This window comes from Streptomyces deccanensis, assembly GCF_022385335.1.
GTDB classification, from domain to species: domain Bacteria; phylum Actinomycetota; class Actinomycetes; order Streptomycetales; family Streptomycetaceae; genus Streptomyces; species Streptomyces deccanensis.
The window spans coordinates 3,375,083-3,396,612 of the sequence record NZ_CP092431.1 but is presented as its reverse complement, the minus strand read 5'-3'; the positions used below and the strand labels follow the sequence as shown (position 1 = coordinate 3,396,612).

At 71.8% G+C, this 21,530-nt stretch carries 20 protein-coding genes; 10 read left to right on the top strand and 10 right to left on the bottom strand.

The features are described 5' to 3' along the window. Both L3078_RS15150 and L3078_RS15145 read right to left on the bottom strand, forming a co-directional pair. Positions 1-960, bottom strand: coding sequence for an ABC transporter permease (locus L3078_RS15150; RefSeq protein ID WP_239754154.1), 960 nt, complete (start codon positions 958-960; stop codon positions 1-3). A 1-nt stretch (position 961) separates the two neighbouring features. Further along, entirely contained in the window at positions 962-2,590 is a 1,629-nt protein-coding gene (locus tag L3078_RS15145) for an ABC transporter substrate-binding protein (protein ID WP_239754153.1), read from the bottom strand. A gap of 283 nt (positions 2,591-2,873) precedes the next feature. Between L3078_RS15145 and L3078_RS15140 the strand changes: the two genes are divergently transcribed. Together L3078_RS15140 and L3078_RS15135 are read left to right on the top strand one after the other, a co-directional pair. After that, positions 2,874-3,614: a FadR/GntR family transcriptional regulator gene (locus L3078_RS15140; protein WP_239760329.1), complete on the top strand. Its 741-nt coding sequence runs from the start codon at positions 2,874-2,876 to the stop codon at positions 3,612-3,614. Positions 3,615-3,617: 3 nt separating this feature from the next. Continuing rightward, the gene (locus tag L3078_RS15135; RefSeq protein WP_239754152.1) at positions 3,618-4,088 is read left to right on the top strand and encodes a protein-tyrosine phosphatase family protein; all 471 of its coding nucleotides are present in this window, start codon (positions 3,618-3,620) and stop codon (positions 4,086-4,088) included. Between the two features lie 214 nt (positions 4,089-4,302). Here the strand turns inward: L3078_RS15135 and L3078_RS15130 are convergent, their stop codons facing one another. Further along, positions 4,303-4,959: a M15 family metallopeptidase gene (locus L3078_RS15130; RefSeq protein ID WP_239754151.1), complete on the bottom strand. Its 657-nt coding sequence runs from the start codon at positions 4,957-4,959 to the stop codon at positions 4,303-4,305. Positions 4,960-5,408: 449 nt separating this feature from the next. Between L3078_RS15130 and L3078_RS15125 the strand changes: the two genes are divergently transcribed. Next, positions 5,409-6,254 (top strand): hypothetical protein, encoded by an 846-nt coding sequence (locus tag L3078_RS15125; RefSeq protein WP_239754150.1) that lies wholly within the window; start codon positions 5,409-5,411, stop codon positions 6,252-6,254. On the opposite strand, the gene L3078_RS15120 is transcribed toward L3078_RS15125, so the two are convergent. Together L3078_RS15120 and L3078_RS15115 are read right to left on the bottom strand one after the other, a co-directional pair. Then, entirely contained in the window at positions 6,196-9,324 is a 3,129-nt protein-coding gene (locus L3078_RS15120) for an AfsR/SARP family transcriptional regulator (RefSeq protein ID WP_239754149.1), read from the bottom strand. The genes L3078_RS15125 and L3078_RS15120 overlap by 59 nt on opposite strands. Before the next feature lie 323 nt (positions 9,325-9,647). Next, positions 9,648-10,214: an HD domain-containing protein gene (locus L3078_RS15115; RefSeq protein ID WP_239760328.1), complete on the bottom strand. Its 567-nt coding sequence runs from the start codon at positions 10,212-10,214 to the stop codon at positions 9,648-9,650. A gap of 346 nt (positions 10,215-10,560) precedes the next feature. Here L3078_RS15115 and L3078_RS15110 point away from each other — a divergent pair, with 346 nt between their 5' ends. The 4 genes from L3078_RS15110 to L3078_RS15095 all read left to right on the top strand — a co-directional run bounded on the left by L3078_RS15110 (position 10,561) and on the right by L3078_RS15095 (position 13,117). Next, positions 10,561-10,791, top strand: a complete 231-nt coding sequence (locus L3078_RS15110) for a hypothetical protein (protein ID WP_060884773.1) — start codon at positions 10,561-10,563, stop codon at positions 10,789-10,791. 175 nt (positions 10,792-10,966) lie between these two features. Continuing rightward, positions 10,967-11,716 carry a DNA repair protein RecO gene (gene recO / locus L3078_RS15105; RefSeq protein ID WP_045557459.1) on the top strand — a complete coding sequence of 250 codons (750 nt, stop codon included), beginning with the start codon at positions 10,967-10,969 and terminating at the stop codon, positions 11,714-11,716. A 25-nt stretch (positions 11,717-11,741) separates the two neighbouring features. Continuing rightward, a complete protein-coding gene (locus L3078_RS15100; RefSeq protein ID WP_239754148.1) occupies positions 11,742-12,590 on the top strand; it encodes an isoprenyl transferase in 849 nt (282 codons plus the stop codon). 2 nt (positions 12,591-12,592) lie between these two features. Then, positions 12,593-13,117, top strand: a complete 525-nt coding sequence (locus L3078_RS15095) for a YcxB family protein (protein ID WP_239754146.1) — start codon at positions 12,593-12,595, stop codon at positions 13,115-13,117. 68 nt (positions 13,118-13,185) lie between these two features. Here the strand turns inward: L3078_RS15095 and L3078_RS15090 are convergent, their stop codons facing one another. From L3078_RS15090 to L3078_RS15075, 4 genes are all read right to left on the bottom strand, one after another. Beyond that, positions 13,186-13,599: a Fur family transcriptional regulator gene (locus L3078_RS15090; RefSeq protein ID WP_239754144.1), complete on the bottom strand. Its 414-nt coding sequence runs from the start codon at positions 13,597-13,599 to the stop codon at positions 13,186-13,188. Positions 13,600-13,670: 71 nt separating this feature from the next. Further along, positions 13,671-14,615, bottom strand: coding sequence for a metal ABC transporter permease (locus tag L3078_RS15085; protein ID WP_239754143.1), 945 nt, complete (start codon positions 14,613-14,615; stop codon positions 13,671-13,673). Between the two features lie 12 nt (positions 14,616-14,627). Beyond that, positions 14,628-15,395 (bottom strand): metal ABC transporter ATP-binding protein, encoded by a 768-nt coding sequence (locus tag L3078_RS15080; RefSeq protein WP_239754142.1) that lies wholly within the window; start codon positions 15,393-15,395, stop codon positions 14,628-14,630. Between the two features lie 28 nt (positions 15,396-15,423). After that, complete coding sequence (locus tag L3078_RS15075) at positions 15,424-16,386, bottom strand: metal ABC transporter substrate-binding protein (protein ID WP_239754141.1); 963 nt, start codon at positions 16,384-16,386, stop codon at positions 15,424-15,426. A 215-nt stretch (positions 16,387-16,601) separates the two neighbouring features. Here L3078_RS15075 and L3078_RS15070 point away from each other — a divergent pair, with 215 nt between their 5' ends. Beyond that, positions 16,602-17,984, top strand: coding sequence for a glycine--tRNA ligase (locus tag L3078_RS15070; protein WP_239754140.1), 1,383 nt, complete (start codon positions 16,602-16,604; stop codon positions 17,982-17,984). Between the two features lie 111 nt (positions 17,985-18,095). On the opposite strand, the gene L3078_RS15065 is transcribed toward L3078_RS15070, so the two are convergent. Next, positions 18,096-19,208: an endonuclease/exonuclease/phosphatase family protein gene (locus L3078_RS15065; protein ID WP_239754137.1), complete on the bottom strand. Its 1,113-nt coding sequence runs from the start codon at positions 19,206-19,208 to the stop codon at positions 18,096-18,098. Between the two features lie 215 nt (positions 19,209-19,423). Here L3078_RS15065 and L3078_RS15060 point away from each other — a divergent pair, with 215 nt between their 5' ends. Together L3078_RS15060 and L3078_RS15055 are read left to right on the top strand one after the other, a co-directional pair. Then, on the top strand, positions 19,424-20,392 hold the full coding sequence (locus tag L3078_RS15060) for a DUF4394 domain-containing protein (protein WP_239754136.1): 969 nt from the start codon (positions 19,424-19,426) through the stop codon (positions 20,390-20,392). Positions 20,393-20,514: 122 nt separating this feature from the next. Then, positions 20,515-21,519: an aldo/keto reductase gene (locus L3078_RS15055; protein WP_239760327.1), complete on the top strand. Its 1,005-nt coding sequence runs from the start codon at positions 20,515-20,517 to the stop codon at positions 21,517-21,519. The last annotated feature ends 11 nt before the right edge of the window (positions 21,520-21,530 follow it).

Below are 21,530 nucleotides of genomic sequence, written 5' to 3'. Positions count from 1 at the left end.
TCAACTCGCCTCCCTGAGGCGGGGGTTCACCAGCAGATAGAGGACGTCGATGACGAGGTTCACGACCACGAAGCCGGCGGCCGTGGTCAGCACGACACCCTGGACGACCGCCGGATCGCCGTTCTTCACGGCGTCGATCATCAGCTTGCCCATGCCCGGCAGCGAGAAGATCGTCTCGATGACGACCGCGCCGCCGAGCAGATAGCCGACGCGCAGCCCCAGCACGGTCAGCGGATTGATCAGCGCGTTCCGCAGCACGTTGCGGCCCACCACCACCCGGGGCGGCAGGCCGCTGCCGATCGCCGTCCGCACGTAGTCCTTGTCCAGCTCCTCGACGACCGCCGTCCGCACGATCCGGGTGAGCTGCGCCGCCACCGGCAGCGACAGCGCGAGCGCCGGCAGCGTCATCGTCTCCAGCCAGCCGGTGAAGGAGTCCGCCGGATTGACGTACCCGCCCGTCGGGAACCAGCCGAGGTCCACCGCCAGGTACTGGATCATCAGCAGCGCCAGCCAGAACCCGGGCGCGGCCACCCCGGTCAGCGACACCACCCGGATGAGCTGGTCCGGCAGCCGGTCCCGGTGGATCGCCGCCGTCACCCCGCCGAGCAGCGCCAGCACGACCGCGATGCCCAGCCCGAGGAAGGTCAGCTGGAGCGTGAGCGGCAGCGCGGTCATCACCTGGTCGACCACGGGCGCCCGGGTGAGCGCGCTGACCCCCATGTCCCCGTGCAGCAGATCGCCGACGAACCCGGCGTACCGCACCGGCAGCGGATCCAGCAGCCCGTTCTCCTCACGGAACTCGCGCAGTTGCTCCGGCGTGGGATTGGCCCCCTGGAAGAACGCGGACGCCGGGTCGACGTCCGAGAACCGCATGACGACGAAGACGAACAGGATGATCCCGAGCAGCAGCGGGACGAGCAGCGCGATCCGCCGCAGCAGGATCCGCAGGACGGCGACCACGCTAGACCCACTTGGCCTGGAGCAGGTTGATCCCCGGATACGGCTGTGCCCTTATCCCCGACAGCCGCTTCGGGTTCCACGCGGTCATCAGCTCGTTGTGCACCACCGGGTAGAGCACGGCCTGTTCGGCGACGATGTCGATGTAGTCCTGGACCATCGCCTTCTTGCGGTCGGCGTCCGGTTCCCGCGTCGCCCGGTCCATGTCCTTGAAGAGCGCCTTGGCCACGGGGTCGTCGGCCCACCGCGCGTACTGCATCCACAGGTTCTGCGGGCCGTAGTTGTACCGCATGATCAGATCGGCGTCGAGCCCGAACTGGTTGGGGTTCGAGGCGGCGGCGACCACCTGGTAGTCCTGCTTCTGGTCCATCTTCGTGAAGACGGCGGTGGTCTCCTGCGGCGAGAGCGTCGTCTCGACCCCGATCGCGTCCCAGGACGCCTTGATCGTCGGCAGGCAGTCCACGACCCAGCTGACGTTCACCGCCAGGATCTCGATGCGCAGTCCCTTCACCCCGGCTTCGGCCAGCAACGCCTTCGCCTTGTCGGGGTCGTACGCGTACACGTTCTTCGCCGGCCGGTAGCTCGGATTGCCCTCGTTGAGGAAGGAACTCGCCGGTTTCCCGTGCCCCTTCAGCGCCACCTCGATCATCTTGTCGCGGTCGATCGCGTGGTGCAGCGCCTGCCGTACCCGCACGTCGTCGAAGGGCTTCTTCCGGGTGTTGAACATGAGGAAGAGGTTGTTCATCCCGGAGCCGCCCTGGACGGACATGCCGCCCTTCTCCAGCTGCCCGATGTTGGCGTACGGGATGTTGTCGGCGATCTGCGCGCCCGCGCTCGCCCCGGAGATCTTCGCCACGCGCGGGGCCGCGTCCACGATGGTCAGCCAGTTCATCTTCCGGAAGGCGGCCGGGCGGGGGCCGTTGTAGTCGGCGTACGCCTCGAACGTGGTGTTGGACTTCGGGTGGTGCGCGGTCTGCCGGTACGGCCCCGAACCGATCGCCTTGCCCTTGATGGCGTCCTCCCAGGCGCCGGGCCGGGAGAAGACGTGCTTGGGCATGATCTTCGCCAGCGTCAGCCGCGCGATGCCGTCCGGGAAGGGGAACCGGAGCACCAGCTCGACGTTCCGCGCGTCGATCTTCCTGACCTCCTTCAGCCAGCTCGCGAAGAAGCCCTTGGCGAGGGTCTGGGTGCCGGGGTCGAGGATGCGTTCGTACACGAAGACGACGTCGTCGGCGGTGACCGGCCTGCCGTCGTGGAAGGTGGCGCCGGGCCGCAGCTCGAACGTCCACGACGTGCCGTCGACATCGCCCGGCACGGCCGTCGCGAGCGCCGCGTACGGCTCGCGGGAGATGGGGTCCGTGTCGAGGAGGCCCTCGTAGATGTGGTTGTTGGCGGCCATGCAGAAGGCGGACGCGGTCTGGGTCGGGTCCCAGCTGCCGTCGTTGCCGTAGCCGATGACGGCCGTCAGGGTGCCGTTCCCGCCGCCTGTGCCCCCGGTGTCGTTGGTGGACTCCGGCCCGGCCGAACAGGCGGCCAGCGACGAGGAGACGGCGGCGGCCGCGCCCAGCGCGCCGGAGTACTTGAGGAGCGATCGGCGGCTCGGCGCCGGGGCGTCACGGATCACGTCGCGCACGGTTCCTCCAGAGGGGGAGAGGAGATACGACGTCCTACGTCCTACAGGGAGCAGCGTGACCTTAGGAGCGCCCGTGGGGGCGGTCAAGAGAGCGCACACGAATGGCGTACGTGCCAGAGGTGCGACCAATGGCGGATCAACACCGGTGTGAAAACACGACAGTTGAGGGTCCGTTAGGAGAGGGTTTCCCGGCGTGATCGCGGGGCGTTAACCTGGCGTTCCCCTGATCGGTTCACGTGGTTTCCGTCCGGAGGTGGGACGTCGGATGTCCGGCGAGCGTACGATGCGGCGCATGTCTCAGGAGAGCGGGAGCCGGCGCCGGCCCGAGCGGCGGGTGAGCAGCCAGATCCAGCACGAGGTGATGCAGCTCATCCTCGACCGCAGGCTCCAGGCGGGCGCGCCGCTGCCCACCGAGACGGAGCTGATGGAGGACCTCGGCGTCAGCCGCAACTCCGTCCGCGAGGCCCTCAAGGCCCTCCAGGCCCTCGACATAGTCGACATCCGGCACGGCTACGGCACCTACGTCGGCGAGGCCTCCCTCACCCCCCTCGTCGACGGCCTGACCTTCCGCACCCTGGCCCGGCCCGACGGCGACACCGCCGCGCTCGCCGAGATCCTCCAGATCCGCGAGGTCCTGGAGGAAGGCCTCGTACGGCGGGTCGCCGGCACCCTCACGGACGACGAACTGGACGCGCTCGCGGCCGTCGTCGACCGGATGGAGGCGGCCGGGAAGGCGGGCGAACCCGTCGCCGAACTCGACCGCGACTTCCACGAACTCCTCTACACCTCCCTCGGCAACGCCCTCGTCCCCCAGCTCCTCGGCGCGTTCTGGACCGTCTTCCTGCGGGTCGCGGGCGCCCGTGGCTGGACCGACGACCCCACGCCCGAGCTGACCGTCCGCCGCCACCGGGACATCGTGGCCGCCCTCCGCGCCCGCGACGTCGAGGGCGCCCAGCGGGCGATGTCCGACCACTTCAGGGGCATCGAGACCAGGGCGGCGCAGGCCTCGCGGGGGGTGGGCTGAGTCATGGGTGAGTCCCCGACCCGGCCCTGGGACCCCGCCGACGCCGGTGTGCTGCGGCTACCCTCCGGGCGGCTGGTGCGGGGCCGGGGGCTGCGCCGGCCGCTCCCGGGCGGCAGCGTCCCCACCTACGCCGTGTACCTCCTCGGCAAGCAGCCGCCGGACGTCCCCTGGGAGTCCCGCTGGCTGCGCTGGCCCGACTTCCGGCTGCCCGGCGACCGGACCGAGGCCGCCCTGGTGCTGCGCGACGTGTGGGAGCGGGCGACCGTCGACCGGGTCGAGCTCGCGTGCGGCGGCGGCAAGGGCCGCACCGGCACCGCGCTGGCCTGCCTCGCGGTGCTGGACGGCGTACCGCCCGAGGAGGCCGTGGCGTACGTCCGCCGGCACTACGACCGGCACGCGGTGGAGACACCGTGGCAGCGGCGGTACGTACGGCGGTTCGGGGAGCCGGCGGACCGCACCCACCCGCCGGCCTGAACGCTCGCCGTGCCGGGCGTGCCGACCCCGCCACCCCTGCCCGCCCCATCCGCAGGGTGCTGCCCCTGACCCCCGCTACGGGGTGCGCCGCCGAGCGGCACGGAGGACGGGGTGCAGCCCTCGGGGATGGGACGGGTAGGGGCGACGGGGGCGGGAGCCCCGGTGCTCGGCGGGCTGGGTGTGGCGGCGGGCCGGGTGTGGCGGCGGGCGCGGGCTAGGAGGGGGTGCTCGCCGGGCCGTACAGCGCGTTCGGCGCGCCCGTCATCAGCGCCCAGTACCGGTCCCCGTACGACCAGTGCCACCACTCGGTGGGGTAGTTGACCAGCCCGGCCGTGGTGAGCGCCGCGGAGAGCGTGCGCCGGTTGCGGCGGGCGGTCTCGGAGATGTTGGGCGCGTCGGTGTAGCAGGCGTCGTCGCTCTCCTCGGGGCTGGCGTCCAGCCGCGTGCCCATGTCGAGCTCCTCCCCGGCGGCCGTGCACAGGGTGAGGTCGACCGCGGCGCCCGCGACATGCGGCCCGATCTCCGGCGGGGAGAGCGAACGGCTGGTCTGGACGTGGAGGTACTCCTCCGACCAGTCGGGGTTGGCGAGCCGCAGCTCGGCGGCGTACCGCTCGAAGTAATGGATCTGCAGCGACAGTGGCCGGTACCCCTCGGTGACCAGCAGCCGCAGCCCGTCCGGCAGCAGCCGGGCGGCCCGCGCGAGACGCCAGGCGACGCCCTCACGGAGGTGCGCGTACGCCCCCTCGGGGTCGGCCTGACGGGAGTCGACCACCACGAAGGGCAGTTCCCTCAGGTCGACGAGTGGTTCACCGCACTCCTGGACCGGAACACCGGCGACCTCGGGGTCGCTCATGAGGATGATCGAAGGCATGCGTCGTCTTCCACCGGGCGGGAGGTGCGATGCGTCGGGGTGTGCGGCAGCACCCCGGGGAGGGACTTGATCCCCTGATGTCCCTCCCCGGGGGCTTCCCCCCTTGAGTGGTGGTTCGTGGCCTGACTCCGGGCGTCCCCCCAGCCCGTCCTGCGCGTGCGATCCCACTGTTGTCACGTTCCCACCGGTCCGTCCCCTGTGCGCTCCGGTGGGCCGACCGGCCGGGCGGTGGTCGCCCGGCCGATCCGTTGTTCCCCCGAGAACAACGAGAATGGCGCACTCCGCTGGAAGTTCTCTGCAAGTCCGCCGCAAGCGGGTTTCGGCCGGGCCGACCGTACGGAACGCGCCTCACGCGGCCGTGTTTACGTATCCGCGTACGCAATTCCACGGATCCCGCGCGGGGTTGGGCCGCGCGGATGCTGATCTTCCGCAGCAGAAAGGGGATACCGGTGGCCGGTCGCACCGACGTTTCACCGCTGGGCAGAGCCGTCAGGACCTGCCCGCGGCTCATCGCGTGGCTCGTCGCGGGCTTCGCGCTGGCGCTGCCGGTCGCCCTGGCCGATCCATCGGCCGGCCGGTACACCCTGCCGCAGCAGCCGGCACCCGCGCAGGCGGCCGTCGTGTACGGCGTGCCCCTCGCCGTCGCGCTGGGCGTGGCCGCGTACACCAGGTGGTCCCGGCCCGGCCCATGGTGGGCCTACGTCGCCCACGCGGCGGTGGTCCTCGCGGCGGCCCAGGCGGCCGTGGTGTGGACCGAGGCCCGGCTCGGCCTGTCGGGGTGGGACTCCCCGGGCCTGCCCCAGACCGGGGCGGCCGCCGCAGCCGCCTACCTCTGCCACCGGGCGGTGCGCTGGTGGGACGACGGCGGCCTCAACGGCGGCCGCAGGCGCCCCGCCCCGGGCGAGATCTGGCACGCCTCGGTGCCGTTCCGGGAGTCCGCCGGCGAGAAGCCGCACTACTGCGTGGTCATGCGGCCCCGCCTGCGCCACGTCGAGGTCCTGCAGATCACCAGCCAGGACAAGGACCACCGCGCCGACTTCGTCCGGATCCCCAACGACGGCTGGGACTCCTCCTCCGGCAGGGCCCACTGGGTCGAGATCGGCCTGCCGCCCCGGCTGGTCCCCTACGGCAACTTCACCAAGGCCCGGCCCAAGGGCCGCTGCCCGAAGCCGACCTGGCGACAGCTGCGGGCCCGGCGCCCGGCCGCCGGCCCGCTGCGCGCCCTGCGGTCCCGCTTCAGGGGGACCGCTCCCACGGCCACGGCTCGTGCCGTTCGCGGGCCTCGCAGGCGTTGAACACCGCCATGGCCTCGGCCCGCAGCGCCTCCGAGCCGGCTCGGTCCCCGAGCGCGGCCCGGACCACGGACAGATCGCGCAGGGCACGGGCCCGGGGGAGGGGCAGCGCGAGGACGCCCCAGAGCGCGGCGGACGCGGTCAGCAGCCCCTCCGCGTCCGTGAGCCGTCCGTCGGCCAGCGCGCACTCGCCGAGCGTGCGCAGCGTCAGCGCCTCGCCGAAGCGATCCTCGTGGGTCCGGCAGACCTCCAGGATCCCGTGCAGGTCCGTCTCCGCCTCCCGGACGTGCCCCAGCCGCAGCCGGGCCTTGGCACGGGCCCGCAGCGCGTACGCCGCCATGTGCGGGTCGCCGAGGTCGCGCAGGATCTCCAGCGCCTGCTCGGCCACGCGCGCGGCCTCCTCGTACGCGCCGAGCGAGCGGTGCACCAGGCTGAGCGTGCGCAGCGCCAGCGCCTCGCCGCGCCGGCTGCCGAGCCGCCGGTAGGCCCGCAGCGACTCGTCGAGCAGCGGGAACGCGCCCTCCTGGTCGCCGAGTTCGAGGCGTACGGAGCCGCCGTACCGGCAGGCGACGCCGACACCGGTGTCGTCGCCGATCCGGCGGAAGCCGTCGGCGGCGTCGGTCAACGCCCGTTCCGCCTCCCGGAGTTCGCCGACCTCGCGGCAGGCGCTGCCGAGGCCGGCGAGCGCGGCGGAGCGGCCGCGGACGTCGCCGAGTTCGGTGCAGACGCGTTCGGCGGTGCGGAAGTACTCCTGGGACTCGGCGATGCGGTCCTGCTCGTAGCGGAGCTGTCCCAGGCCGATGATCAGCAGGGCCTCGCCCGAGCGGTCCTCGGCGCGGCGCGCCGCCGCGAGGGCGGCGTCGTGGCTGCGCCACCAGGCGTCGAAGCGGTTCTTGATGGCGAAGGAGGAGGAGCACAGGGCCGCTGCCGCTTCACAGGCGAGGGTGTGCAGGCCCATCGCTGCCGCGCGCTCCACCGCGGTGGTGAGGGTGTCGGCTTCCGCGTCGAACCAGGCGAAGGGGTCGGTGAGGGCGCGGTGGGTGGTCCGGGCGCCTACGGGGGTGGGGGGTTCTGCTGTCTCGCGGCTTTCGGTTGTGTGCGGTTGCTCGCGCCCACGCGGCGGAGCCGCATATGTTACGGCCTCGCGCCCCTTCGGGGTGAAGCCCTGTCTCAAAGTGACCGCGCCCGACGGGGACTTCTCCGTCACCCTGTCCATCAGCCAGAGGCCCGCGCTCAGGGCCCTGCCCACCGCCGCCGTGCGGTCGTCGGACGGGTCCTCGGCCTCCGCGCGTTCGGCGGCGTAGACGCGGACCAGGTCGTGGAGGCGGTAGCGGGGCTGGCCGACCTGGTCGCGGCCGGGGCAGGTGATCAACTGGGCGTCCAGCAGGCGTTCCAGGATCTCCTCGGCCTCGTCCTCCGAGGTGCCGGAGAGCGCGGCGACCGCCCACACGGCGACGTCGGCCGAGCCGAGGGTGGCGATACGGCGCAGCACACGCCGGGCGCACGCGTCGAGGGCCTGGTAGCTGAGGCCGAGACCGGCACGGACCTCCAGGTCGCCCACGGACAGCTCGTCGAGGCGGCGGTGTTCGTCGGCGAGGCGCTCGGCGAGCACGCTGGGCGTCCAGTGCCGCCGGGTGGCCAGCCGGGCGCCGGCGATCCGCAGGGCCAGCGGCAGCCCGCCGCACAGCTCGACGATCCGGCGGGCCGCGGCCTGTTCCCGCGGGTCGTCCGGGGTGCGTTCGGGGCCGGTGACCCGGGTGAGCAGTTCGAGGCCGCGGGCGTCGTCCAGGACGTCCAGGTCGGTGCGCCGGGCCCCGACGAGTCCGCCGAGCCGGGCCCGTGAGGTCACCAGGACCCCGCAGCTGGCGCTGCCCGGCAGCAGCGGCCGCACCTGGGCCTCGCCGTTCGCGTCGTCGAGGACCAGCAGGATCCGGCGCCCGGCGACCAGGCTGCGGAACAGGTCGCCGCGCTCGGCGGTGTCCTCCGGCGGGTCCGCGCCGAGCGCCCGCAGCAGCCGGCCCAGGACCTCGGCGGGCGGTACGGGCTCGCTGAAGCCGTGCAGTTCGGCGTAGAGCTGCCCGTCGGGGTATTCAGCGGCGACCCGGTGCGCGGCCTGCACGGCGAGCGCGGACTTGCCGACCCCGGCGGCCCCCGAGACCACGACGACGGGCATCGCCTCCCGCACGCCGGTCAACCCCGCGACGACCCGCGCCAGTTCCTCCTCCCGGCCGGTGAAGTCGCCGATGGCGGGCGGCAGGAGGGACACCGGCCGGGACGGGGCCGGGGCGGCGGGCTCCACGGGCGTGGGCGCCGTCGTGGTGGCGAGCAGGGCCGGGTCGGCCCGCAGGATGGCCTCGTACAGACGGTTCAGCTCCGGGCCCGGGTCGAGCCCCAGCTCCTCGGCGAGCACGGCCCGCCCCTGCGCGTACACGGCCAGCGCCTCGGCCTGCCGCCCGAGCCGGTACAGGCCCAGCATCAGCTGCCCGCGCGGCCGCTCCCGGGCCGGATGCGCGCCGACCAGCGCGGTGAGTTCGGTGACCAGCTCCGCCTCGTGCCCGCCGGTCTCCAGCTCGGCGGCGATGCGTTCCTCCAGGGCGGCCTGCCGGGCCTCCTCCAGCCGCCCCGCCTCACCCCGCAGTGCCTCCCCGACCCCGCCGAGCGCCGGGCCGCGCCACAGCTCCAGCGCCCCGCGCAGCAGCCGTGCGGCCTCCGCGTGGTCGCCCTCGGCGGCGGCCCGCCGTCCGTCGGCCGTGCGTGCCTCGAACTCCGCCAGGTCGACCCGGCCGACCCCGGGCCGCATCACATAGCCCGGCGGCCGGGTCTCGATCGCGTCGGCCGCCTCGGGCGGCAGCGCCCGGCGCAGCGCCGACACGTACGTCTGCACCAGCGCCCGCGCGGTGTCCGGGGGTTCGTCCCCCCAGATCACGTCCACCAGCGCGTCGGCGGGCACCACCTGGCCGGCCCGCAGCAGCAGGACGGCCAGCAGCGCGCGCGGTTTCGGGCCGCCCAGCCGCAGGGGTCTGTCACCGTGCCATGCCTCGACCGGGCCGAGCAGTCGGAATTCCAGCTCCACGGGTCCCCATCTTCCGTGCTGTCGGACCGCCGGGACAGCGGTTGCTCACGCACCGTTCGACGCTCGTGCACGGCGCGTGGTTTCCCGTGACACGTGATGCGCCACAGCGTTGTCGGAAAACGGGGCAACCGAAGGGAATCTTAGGTGGACGACGAGGAGATTCCCCGCGTAGGTGAGGACCACCTGTGACGATGCTGTGAGAACCGGCCGGTGTCGTGCGCGGTGGTGCGACGCGGGCGGCGGCGAGGCCACGGGCGTACGAACCACGGGCGTACGGACTACGGGCGCGCGGGGCGCGGGCGTACCGACTACGGGCGCGCGGACTACGGGCGTACGGGGTACGACGCCTGGAAGGCCAGTCGGCGGTCCGCGTCGGCGCCGAGCGGGTCGAGGAGGTCGTCGAGGGCCAGGAACTCCTCCCAGGCGGGCCTGCCGCTCACCTGCGCGAGCCGGTCGACGACGAGGTCCTCCAACTCCCGCACCCGCTTGTTCTTCCACACCTTGTCCGCCAGGGAGACCAGCAGATCCTCGAACCCCGTGCCGGGCTCCGTCCACGCGGCGTGCGTCCCCGCGAACCTGGCCCACTCCGGCTCGACCCCGTGCTCCAGCAGCAGCCGCCGTCCCGCCTCCTCGTGCGCGGAACCGGGGCCCGACAACTCCCCGAGGTGCGTGACCTTCCCGATGTCGTGCGTGGCGGCCCCGAAGAGTGCGGCCGCGCGGTCGAACGGCAGCTCCGGGTACCGCCGTTCCACCCAGTCGGCCAGTTCGTGCGCCACGTCGTGCACGAGCCGCAGATGTGCCGCGAGCCGGGGCGGGGCGCCGAGGCTCCGCAGCAGCGTCACGGCCCGCTCCGGCAGGGGGCGCAGCGGAGGGTCGGTGACGGCGGCCAGGGGATCGGCGGGATCAGCGGGACCGGTGGGGCGCGACGGCGAATGCACGGCTTTTGTATACCGGTCCGCAAGGCTCGTCGGTCAAGGCTCAACGCTTGTGCGTCGGCCCGGAGTTGTGCGGGACAGACTCCAGCCGAGTTTAGACACGGCGGGTCATCGAGGAGATGCGAAGAGTGAAATTCGGTGACGCTGGGGAGCACCGTGAAGGCAGGTGGAGAAGGGCTCGGGGGACGGAAATCGGCGGGCGCGCCGAAGAGGCGGAGGAATCGGTGGAGGAATTGCGGCGGACGGCCGAAAGGGCGGGAATTGTTCTGCCGTCACCGGTCTTTTCGACGGCGGCCCTGCGGTGAGCGGGAACGGGAAGAAGCCGGCGATCGGCACCTACGCCGTCGACACCCGCACCGGGAAGGTCGGCCGCGTCATGGGTCACGAGGGGCCCTACGTGCAACTGCGGCCGGTCGGCGGGGGGAGGGAGTGGGACTGCGCCCCCGAGGTCGTCCGGGCCGCCACGACCATAGAACGCCTGCGCGCCGCGACCGCCTACGAGAACGCCCGCAGCCGGGGCGAGGTCCCTTGAAGGGGCGACCGCCCGCCGAGCCCCGACCGTAGGCGAGAATGGGCGGCATGAGCCTGTTCCGCGACGACGGCGTCGTCCTCCGCACCCGGAAGCCGGGGGAGACGGACCGGATCATGCCGCGGTCTCCCGGGGGCCGACCCCCGTACCCCCAGCAGGCAACCGCCGGGGGCGCGCGATGAGTCTCTTCCGCGACGACGGCGTCGTCCTCCGCACCCAGAAGCTGGGGGAGGCGGATCGGATCATCACGTTGCTCACTCGGGGGCACGGGCGGGTGCGGGCCGTGGCGCGGGGGGTGCGGCGGACGAAGTCGAAGTTCGGGGCGCGGCTCGAACCCTTCTCCCATGTGGACGTGCAGTTCTTCGCGCGGGGCAGCGAGTTGATCGGCCGCGGTCTGCCCCTGTGCACCCAGAGCGAGACCATCGCTCCGTACGGCGGCGGCATCGTCAGCGACTACGCCCGCTACACCGCCGGGACGGCCATGCTGGAGACCGCCGAGCGGTTCACGGACCACGAGGGCGAGCCCGCCGTGCAGCAGTACCTGCTGCTCGTCGGCGGGCTGCGCACCCTCGCCCGCGGTGAGCACGCCCCGCACCTCGTCCTCGACGCCTTCCTGCTGCGCTCCCTCGCCGTCAACGGCTACGCCCCCACCTTCAGCGACTGCGCCAAGTGCGGCATGCCCGGCCCGAACCGGTTCTTCTCCGTCGCCGCCGGGGGCTCCGTCTGCGTGGACTGCCGGGTGCCCGGCAGCGTCGTACCCTCGCCACAGACGCTGGAACTGCTCGCCGCGCTTCTCACGGGAGACTGGGAGACCGCGGACGCGAGCGAGCCGCGGCACGTGCGGGAGGGCAGCGGGCTGGTGTCCGCCTACCTGCACTGGCATCTGGAGCGCGGCCTGCGCTCCCTTCGGTACGTGGAAAAGTCGTAAGCACCACAGAGGAGACGAGAAGCACATGGTGGTACGCGGGTTCCTCGGGCGTCAGCGCCGCGAGTACAAGGCGCCGACGCCGCACCCGTCCGGCGCCCGCGCGCCCAAGCTCCCCGGCGAGCTGGTCCCCGAGCACGTGGCGATCGTCATGGACGGCAACGGCCGCTGGGCCAAGGAGCGCGGGCTGCCGCGCACCGAGGGCCACAAGGTCGGCGCCGAGCGCGTGCTCGACGTGCTGCAGGGCTCCCTGGAGATCGGCGTGCGCAACATCTCCCTCTACGCCTTCTCCACCGAGAACTGGAAGCGCTCGCCCGACGAGGTCCGCTTCCTGATGAACTTCAACCGCGACTTCATCCGCAAGACCCGCGACCAGCTCGACGAACTCGGCATCCGGGTCCGCTGGGTGGGCCGGATGCCGAAGCTGTGGAAGTCGGTCGCCAAGGAACTCCAGGTCGCCCAGGAGCAGACCAAGGACAACGACCTGCTGACCCTGTACTTCTGCATGAACTACGGCGGCCGGGCCGAGATCGCCGACGCGGCCCAGGCCCTCGCCGAGGACATCCGCGCCGGCCGCCTCGACCCCTCCAAGGTCAATGAGAAGACCTTCGCGAAGTACCTGTACTACCCGGACATGCCGGACGTCGACCTGTTCCTGCGCCCCAGCGGCGAGCAGCGCACCTCCAACTACCTGCTCTGGCAGAGCGCGTACGCCGAGATGGTCTTCCAGGACGTGCTGTGGCCCGACTTCGACCGCCGTGACCTGTGGCGGGCGTGCATGGACTTCGCCTCCCGCGACCGCCGCTTCGGCGGTGCCGTCCCGAACGAGGAACTGCTCGCGATGGAAGCCGCGATGAAGGGCCGGACGGAGGGCTGACCGTGGCGCAGGCCGCCGGGGAGAACGTCGAGCTGGTGTACCGGGCGGCGGTCGGGGACTTCCGCGAGGCGGTGCGGGTGTCCGCGCGCGCCTCGGCCGCCGGCCGGTGGGGGCGGGGGCTGCTGCTGTTCTGCGCCGGGGCGGGACTGTTCGTCACGGCGGTGGCGCTCGCCCTGGGCGTCACGCCCGACGCGCAGGCGTTCGTGATGCCGGTGGCGGCGGTCGGCGGCCTCGTCCTGCTGCCCCGGCTCCAGGCCCGTCTGCTGCACCGGCGGGCGGCGGCCCTGGGGCTGCACCGCGCCGTGCTGGACCCGTGGGGCGTCACCGTCGCGCACGACCACGGCACGGAGCGCCCGGCCCGCTGGTCCCAGGTCTCCCGGTACGCGGAGACCCCGCACACCTTCGTCCTCCTCAGCGGCGCCCACGCGCCCCGCCTCACCGTGCTGCCGAAGCGGGGCCTGGCGACCCCCGCCGACGCCGACCGGCTCCGCGCCGTCCTCACCCGCGAGGGCCTGACCCGGCTGTAGGGGAAGGGCACGGGGCGGAGCCCACGCAGCCGGGGCGCGGGAGACGGGCCCGGTGGGCCCAGGGCGCCCTACGACGCCTTCGCTGCGCACTCCTCGCAGGTGCCGAAGATCTCCACCGTGTGCGCGACGTTCACGAAGCCGTGTTCCGCCGCGATCGCGTCGGCCCACTTCTCGACCGCCGGGCCCTCCACCTCCACGGCCTTGCCGCAGATCCGGCAGACCAGGTGGTGGTGGTGGTCGCCGGTCGAGCAGCGGCGGTACACGGACTCGCCGTCGGAGGTGCGCAGGACATCGACCTCGCCCGCGTCGGCGAGGGACTGCAACGTGCGGTACACGGTGGTGAGCCCGACCGAGTCGCCCTTGTGCTTCAGCATGTCGTGGAGTTCCTGCGCGCTGCGGAACTCGTCGACCTCGTCCAGGGCCGCGGCCACGGCCGCCCGCTGCCGGGTGGAACGACCTCGTACAGGTCCGGCGGTCGTCACCGTTGCCTCCTCACGTAGCGGTCTTGCGGGGGCCATTGTGCCAGCCCCCGCCGACCCCGTTCAGCCGCCGGTCACCCCGCGGACCCCTCGGCGGAGCCGCGCGTGGCCGGAACCGTGTTCTTCGCGGTCCCCGTCCCGGCGGCCTCCCGGGCCTTCGGGACGACACACTCCGCCGGGTCCCCGACGGTCGTCTCCAGGGCCCTCGCACGGCGCCTGGCCAGCGGTGTCGCCAGCGCGGTCAGCACCATGAACGCGGCGATGGCGAGCAGCACGATCGTCGCGCCGGGCGGTACGTCCTGGTAGTACGAGGTGATCGTGCCGCCGATCGTCACGGACACCCCGAGGGCCACGGCGATCGCGAAGGTCGCCGCGAAACTGCGGGTGAGCTGCTGCGCGGCGGCGACGGGGACGACCATCAGCGCGGACACCAGCAGCAGTCCGACGACGCGCATGGCGACCGTCACGGTCACCGCCGCCGTGACCGCCGTCAGCAGGTTCAGCGCCCGCACCGGCAGGCCGGTGACGCGGGCGAACTCCTCGTCCTGGCTGACCGCGAAGAGCTGCCGGCGCAGCGCCAGCGTCATCACGATCACGAACGCGGCGAGCACGCAGATCGCGGTGATGTCCTCCTGTGACACGGTCGACAGCGAGCCGAAGAGGAACGACATCAGATTGGCGTTGGTGCCGCCGGGCGCGAGGTTGATGAGCATCACACCGCCGGCCATGCCGCCGTAGAAGAGCATGGCGAGCGCGATGTCGCCTCGCGTCTTGCCGTACCAGCGGATCAGCTCCATCAGCACGGCGCCCACGACGGACACCAGCGTCGCCATCCACACCGGGGACCACGAGAGCATGAAGCCGAGGCCGACGCCGGTCATCGCGACGTGGCCGATGCCGTCGCCCATGAGGGCCTGCCGGCGCTGGACGAGGTAGATGCCGATCGCGGGGGCGGTGATGCCGACGAGGACGGCGGCGAGCAGGGCCCGCTGCATGAAGGCGTAGTCGAGGAATTCCATCGTGGTGCCTTCTCAGCTCAGCAGGCCCGTACGGACGGGCTCGGCGCCCGGTGCCGCGTGCGGGTGGACGTGGTCGTGGCCGGGCAGGGCGTGCTGGCCGACCGCCTTCGGGGGCGGGCCGTCGTGGGTGACACAGCCGTCGCGCAGGACGACCGCGCGGTCGATCAGCGGTTCCAGCGGGCCGAGTTCATGGAGGACCAGCAGCACGGTCGTGCCCTTGGCGACCTGCTCGCGCAGGGTCCCGGCCAGCACCTCCTGGCTGGCCAGGTCGACGCCGGCCATGGGCTCGTCCATGATCAGCAGCTCGGGTTCGCAGGCGAGGGCGCGGGCGATCAGGACGCGCTGGTGCTGGCCGCCGGAGAGGGCGTTCACCGAGTCCTTGGCGCGGTCCGCCATGCCGACCATGTCCAGGGCGTGCCGGATCGCCTCGCGGTCGGCCTTGCGGAGGATGCCGAGGCGGGTGCGGGAGAGCCGGCCCGAGGCCACGATCTCCGTCACCGTCGCCGGGACACCGCCCGCCGCCGTGGTGCGCTGCGGCACGTACCCGACGCGCCGCCAGTCGCGGAAGCGGCGCCGGGGGGTGCCGAACAGCTCGATCTCGCCGTCACTGACCGGCACCTGCCCGATCACCGTGCGTACGGCGGTGGACTTGCCGGAGCCGTTGGCGCCGAGCAGCGCGACGACCTCACCGCGGTGCACGGTGAGGTCGATGCCGCGCAGGACGGTGCGCGAGCCCAGTTCGGCGCGGACGCCGCGCAACGCGATGACGGGCTCGGTCATGCCTGCTGCCTCCGGATGATCAACAAGGTCACTTGGCTCCCAGGGCCGCCTGGAGGGCCTTGAGGTTGGCTTCCTGGACCGCGAAGTAGTCCTTGCCGCGCGACTTGTCGGTGATGCCCTCGATCGGGTCGAGGACGTCGGTCTTGAGGTTCGCGTCGGCGGCGATGGTCTTCGCGGTCTTGTCGCTGACCAGTGTCTCGTAGAACACCGTGGTCACACCGTCGGCCTTCGCCATCTTCTCAAGATCCTTGACCCGGGCGGCACTCGGCTCGGACTCGGGGTCGAGACCGGAGATGGCCTCCTCGGTGAGGCCGTAGCGCTCGGCGAGGTAGCCGAAGGCGGCGTGGGTGGTGATGAAGACCTTGGTGTCGGTGTTCTTCAGACCGTTGGTGAACTGGTCGTTCAGCGCGCCCAGCTTCTCGACCAGGGCCTCGGTGTTGGTCTTGTAGGTGTCCGCGTGGTCCGGGTCGGCCTTCTCGAAGGCGGCGCCGACACCCTTGGCGACCTCGGCGTACTTCACGGGGTCGAGCCAGACGTGGGGGTCCTTGCCCTCCAGCTCCTCGTTCTCGTGGTCGTCGTGCTCGGCCGAGTGGCCGCCGACCTCGTTGCCGTGGTGCTCCATGGTGGTCAGCGTCGCGGCGTCGATCTTCGTCTCGTGGCCGGACTGCTCGATCGCCTCGTCGACGGAGGGCTGCAGGCCCTTGAGGTAGAGCACGGCGTCCGACTCCTGGAGCGCGGCCGTCTGCTTGGCGCTGATCTCCAGGTCGTGCGGCTCCTGACCGGGCTGGGTCAGACTGGTGACGTTCACGTGCTTCCCGCCGATCTGCTCGGCGAGGAAGGCCATCGGGTAGAACGACGCGACGACGTCGAACTTGTCGGTGTTGCCCGCGGCGGCGGTGTCGCCACCGCAGGCCGTGAGAGTGGTGAGCCCGAGGGCGGCGGCCGCGGTCGCCGCCGCGGGTATCAGAAGTCGTCGTCGTACTGCGTTCATGACAGTCATTTTCATCTTGTCTGGAAACGATTGTCAACAAGCCTGGTGGTAAGCCCAAGGTAAGGCCTTTGTCCGCTCTCGGCCGTCTCCTTCCCCGAACCGATTTGATCCGAGGGGCCGCCCCGCCGGTAACCTGAAGCATTCGCTCTGAAGCGCGTCCGCTTCCTCCAGGAGCGCATCGCTTCGTCGCCCGTCGTCGTAATGAAGAGAGCACCGTGGCCGCCGACAAGATCGACACCATCGTCAGCCTGAGCAAGCGCCGTGGCTTCGTATTCCCGTGCAGCGAGATCTACGGCGGCCAGCGTGCCGCCTGGGACTACGGACCGCTGGGTGTCGAGCTCAAGGAGAACATCAAGCGTCAGTGGTGGCGCTACATGGTGACGTCGCGCGAGGACGTGGTCGGTATCGACTCGTCCGTCATCCTGGCCTCCGAGGTCTGGGTGGCCTCCGGCCACGTCGCCACCTTCTCCGACCCGCTCACCGAGTGCACCGCGTGCCACAAGCGGTACCGCGCGGACCACCTGGAAGAGGGGTACGAGGAGAAGAAGGGCTACGCCCCGGCGAACGGCCTGGCCGACATCAACTGCCCCAACTGCGGCAACAAGGGCCAGTTCACCGAGCCCAAGCAGTTCTCGGGTCTGCTCTCCACCCACCTCGGCCCCACGCAGGACACCGGCTCCATCGCCTACCTGCGTCCCGAGACCGCCCAGGGCATCTTCACCAACTTCGCCCAGGTGCAGACCACTTCGCGCCGCAAGCCGCCGTTCGGCATCGCCCAGGTGGGCAAGTCCTTCCGCAACGAGATCACGCCCGGCAACTTCATCTTCCGCACCCGCGAGTTCGAGCAGATGGAGATGGAGTTCTTCGTCAAGCCGGGCGAGGACGAGAAGTGGCAGGAGTACTGGATGCAGGAGCGGTGGAACTGGTACACCGGCCTGGGTCTGCGCGAAGAGAACATGCGGTGGTTCGAGCACCCGCAGGAGAAGCTCTCGCACTACTCCAAGCGCACCGCCGACATCGAGTACCGCTTCCAGTTCGGCGGCAGCGAGTGGGGTGAGCTGGAGGGCGTCGCCAACCGCACCGACTACGACCTCGGCGCGCACTCCAAGGCCTCCGGCCAGGACCTGTCGTACTACGACCAGGAGGCGGGCGAGCGCTACACGCCGTACGTCATCGAGCCGGCCGCCGGTGTCGGCCGCACGATGCTGGCGTTCCTCCTCGACGCGTACACCGAGGACGAGGCGCCCAACGCCAAGGGCAAGCTGGAGAAGCGGACGGTGCTGCGCCTCGACCACCGCATCGCCCCGGTGAAGGTGGCGGTCCTCCCGCTGTCCCGCAACCCCGAGCTGTCCCCGAAGGCGAAGGGGCTCGCGACGGCGCTGCGGCAGAACTGGAACATCGAGTTCGACGACGCGGGTGCGATCGGGCGGCGTTACCGCCGCCAGGACGAGATCGGTACGCCGTACTGCGTGACGGTGGACTTCGACACGCTCGACGACAACGCGGTGACCGTGCGGGAGCGGGACTCGATGAAGCAGGAGCGGGTGTCTCTCGACCAGATCGAGGGGTACCTGGCGGCTCGGCTCGTGGGCGCGTAGGCGTTTTTAGGGCCAGGCGTCTGCCTGGCTCGGGTTGAGGGCCGGCCGCGGGTCGTTCGTGGCTGGTCGCGCAGTTCCCCGCGCCCCTTACGGGGCCGGGGAACTCGGCGTTTACAGGTCCACGTCGGCGAACAGGGCCGCGTGGTCGGAGGCCTGGTCGGTCTTGGAGGTGACCGTGGTGAAGGACTCGAAGGTTCTCGGGGCCCATATGCCACGGCGCTCCACGCCCACGTGCGTCACCCGGTCCCACAACTCCGGGCTGAACATGAGGTAGTCGAGCTTCTGCTCGTCGCGCTTGCCGGTGCCGTGGGTGCCCGGGGGCTGGGCGCCGTAGCTGTCGTGCGTCATGGCCTCGCGCAGGCCCGCGTCGAGGAGGAGTCTGATCGGGGGGCTCGCGAGGGAGTCGTTGAGGTCTCCGGCCACGACGACCCGTGGGGAGCGTGCGAGCGCCGCCTCGTAGATCTCCCTGACCCTCGTGGCCTGCGCCTTGCGGCGTCTGTCGTTCTCGGCGGCGTTGCCGAAGCCCTTGCTCTTGAAGTGGTTGCCGAGGATCCACAGCGGTTCACCGGCGACCTCGACCTCGAACTCGGGGCAGTCACGGCTGAACACCGGCCGGCCGTTCGCGCCGGGATCGAAGATGTGCGACCGCACGGACGTGATCGGGAACCGGCTGAGGATGCCGACGTCGATGCCACGGCTGTCGTTGCCGTCGACGAGCAGGTTGAACGGATACGGGGTGCCTCCCACCGCGCCGCCCAGCACCTGGGTGTTGAAGCGGTCCAGGGTGAGCCGGTCCTCGACCTCGACGGTGAGCAGGATGTCCGCGTCCACCTCGGCCATCACTCGGGCGGTGTTCTCCACGGCCGCCCACCCGATGTCGTCCCGCCGCAGCTCGGCCCACCCCGACCACTTGGGGCGCCCCTTGGCGACGATCTTGACGGTCGGGCCTCCTGACGCGGGGACCGTGTAGAGCTTGGCGCCGCCCCGGGGCTGGTTGACGAAGAACGGCCGGTCGTCCGCCCGCGCGTCGTGCGCGTCGTGCTTGACGATCAGTTCGGCGATCCGCTCCCTGTCCGCCTCCTGGTAGATCTCCTTGTCCAGGAGGCCGACCAGTTCGTTGAAGTCGTCCAGGATCTCCCTGCGCCGTTCGTCGCCGTCGAGGCCGAACACCGTCGGTCGGCAGAAGAGGTTCTCGGCGTTGAAGGTGGCGATTCGGATGGTCATACGCCCTCCTGAGGGCCGCGCGGCCGGTGAAGGGGCCGACAGCGGACATCTCGCATTGTCCGAGAGCGGATGAATGGTGTCCAAGGGAGCGTCGGGGGAACTTCGGTGGTTCCGGAAAAAATCTCCTACGACCCACCAATCCGGACCCCCGCCGGTTCCGAAGGAGAGGCACACGGCCCGCAGAGGGCGGGCCGCGCATCTTCACGGGGGCGTTCATGCGCAAGCAAGCGGTCATCGGCGTACTGACCATGGCGGTGGCGATCGGGACGGTCGGTGCCGTCGGAACCGGGGCACTGGGGGGATCCGACGTGTCGCGCGGATCGGCGGCGTCCATGGGGGTCTCGGCGAGCGGCTCCTCGGGCTCCGGGGCCGAAGTCGAGTCCAAGGGCGGAATCCTCGGCCGTGGCGCGAAGGTGCCCGGCGGGCTGAAGGCCGTCGGGCTCACCGCCGACCAGCGGCTCGTCGTCTTCGGCGTCGACAAGCCCGGCGCCGCCGTCCCGCTCGGCAGGGTCCGCGGCCTCAAGGACGACACCAGGCTCGTCGGCATCGACTACCGCGTCCAGAACAACAAGCTGTACGGCGTCGGCGACAAGGGCGGCGTCTACACCCTCCGCGAGGTGGGCGCCAAGGCCACCAAGGTCTCCCAGCTCACCGTCGCCCTCCAGGGCACGGCGTACGGCGTCGACTTCAACCCCGCCGCCAACCGCCTGCGGGTGATCAGCGACACCGGGCAGAGCCTCCGCCACAACCTGGACGACCCCCAGGGTGCCCCGGCCGCCGGCGCCACGGCCGTCGACGGTGTCCTCACCAACCCGCCGGTGCCGCCCGCCACGGCCGGGGTCACCGCGCGCGGGGTGACCGGGGCGGCGTACACGAACAACGATCTCGACGCCGCCACCGCGACCACCCTCTTCGACCTCGACACCGCGCAGGACCAGATCTCCGTCCAGTCCCCGGCCAACGCGGGCAACCTCGCCCCCACGGGCAAGCTCGGCGTCGACGCCCCGCTGAACACCGGGTTCGACATCTACGGCTCGGCGAGGAGCGGGGGGAACGCCGGGTACGCGGTGACGGGGGCGCGCCTGTTCAGCGTCGACCTGCTGACGGGGCAGGCGAGGTCGACGGGGGCCTTCCCGAAGGGCCGCCAGGTGGTGGACCTGGCGATACCGCTGCGACAGGGCTGACGGCAACGCAGAGAGCCTCTGAGCTGCGGGGGTGAGCGGCGGCCGACCGGGATGACAAGTGACAGCTGACAGATATTGAAATCTGTCAGCTGTCATGTCATCGTGGAGGCATGACGACGACGATGCAGACCCGCACCCTCGGATCCACCGGCCCCCAGGTCTCCGCCCTCGGCCTCGGCTGCATGGGCATGTCCGCGCTGTACGCGGGCGCCGACCGGGCCGAGTCCCTCGCGACGATCCACGCGGCCCTCGAAGCCGGGGTCACCCTGCTGGACACCGGCGACTTCTACGGCATGGGCCACAACGAACTGCTGATCGGCGAGGCCCTGCGCACCGCGCCCGCGGCCCACCGGGAGCAGGCCCTGACCAGCGTCAAGTTCGGCGCGCTGCGCGACGCGGACGGCGGCTGGTCCGGCTACGACGGCCGCCCGGCGGCCGTGCGGAACTTCGCCGCCTACTCCCTCCAGCGCCTCGGCACCGACCACATCGACGTCTACCGGATCGCGCGGGTCGACCCCGACGTGCCGATCGAGGAGACGGTCGGTGCGATCGCCGACCTGGTCGAGAAGGGGTATGTCCGCCACATCGGCCTGAGCGAGGTGGGCGCGGAGACGATCCGCCGCGCCGCCGCCACGGCCCCGATCACGGACCTCCAGATCGAGTACTCCCTCATCTCGCGCGGCATCGAGGGGGAGATCCTGCCGACCGCGCGCGAACTGGGCATCGCGGTCACCGCGTACGGCGTCCTCTCCCGCGGGCTGATCTCCGGCCACTTCACCCGCGACCGGCAGTTGGCGCCGGGGGACTTCCGGTCCTTCTCGCCCCGCTTCCAGGGGGAGAACCTCCAGCACAACCTGGACCTGGTCGACGCCCTGCGGAAGATCGCCGAGCAGAAGGGGGCGTCGGTGGCCCAGATCGCGATCGCCTGGGTGCTCTCGCGCGGGGAGGACATCGTCCCGCTCGTCGGGGCCCGCCGCCGGGACCGCCTCGCGGAGGCGCTGGGCGCGCTGGACGTGACCCTGGACGCGGCCGACCTCGCGGCGATCGAGGCCGCCGTACCGGCCGACGCGGCGGCCGGCGAACGCTACCCGGCCGCCCAGATGGCACACCTCGACAGCGAGCGCTGATCCCGCCGCCG